This window comes from Rahnella sp. P4_A8 (assembly GCF_056402435.1).
On record NZ_JBFUHK010000347.1, the window covers coordinates 1 to 658 of the forward strand.

A 658-nucleotide genomic window follows, 5' to 3' on the forward strand; every position below is an offset into this window, starting at 1 on the left:
GCTTACTTCAACTGTTAAAATAAAAACTCCATGGAAAAGGATGTTAACGGGATGTACGGATTTTTATTTGTCACCCCTATCATTTGTTTTATTTTTTTACTGGCGGCCAGGGCTGTAAGTATTAAATTAAAACTGGTCGACAAGCCTGATTACAGAAAAAAACACAGCAGTAATATTCCGCTGGTAGGCGGCATTGCTATCTATCTCACGGTGGTAGTAATAAATTTACTTTTTTTTCCTTCCGTTGCGCACAATAATGCTTTTCTGATGAGTAGCTTCCTTCTGGTTTGTATCGGTGTTCTTGACGATCGCTATGCTCTTTCAGTATTTCTTCGCGTGATTGTTCAGGCGGCAGGTGCAATTATCATTATGTCTGACGGCGTATATATTAGCTCTTTCGGCAATTTGTGGAACAATTACGAGCTTAGGTTGGGGATCTTAAGTTTCCCCGTCTCATTGCTGGCTGTCTGGGCATCAGTTAATGCTTTCAATATGATAGACGGAATTGACGGGCTGTTAGGCGGGTTAAGTATTCTGTCATTTACGGGATTGGCAATCTGCTTTGCTGTGGCAGGGAAAATACCTATGGCGCTGTACTGTCAGCTTTTTATTGCGGCAATTGTTCCTTTCATTATCCTGAATGTCAGCTGTTCCAGGT

At 41.5% G+C, this 658-nt stretch carries 1 pseudogene; it reads left to right on the plus strand.

What is annotated here, in order from left to right:
* Positions 1 to 30: 30 nt before the first annotated feature.
* Positions 31 to 658: pseudogene (locus tag AC1DUO_RS25910) on the plus strand (UDP-N-acetylglucosamine--undecaprenyl-phosphate N-acetylglucosaminephosphotransferase); the annotation flags it as partial.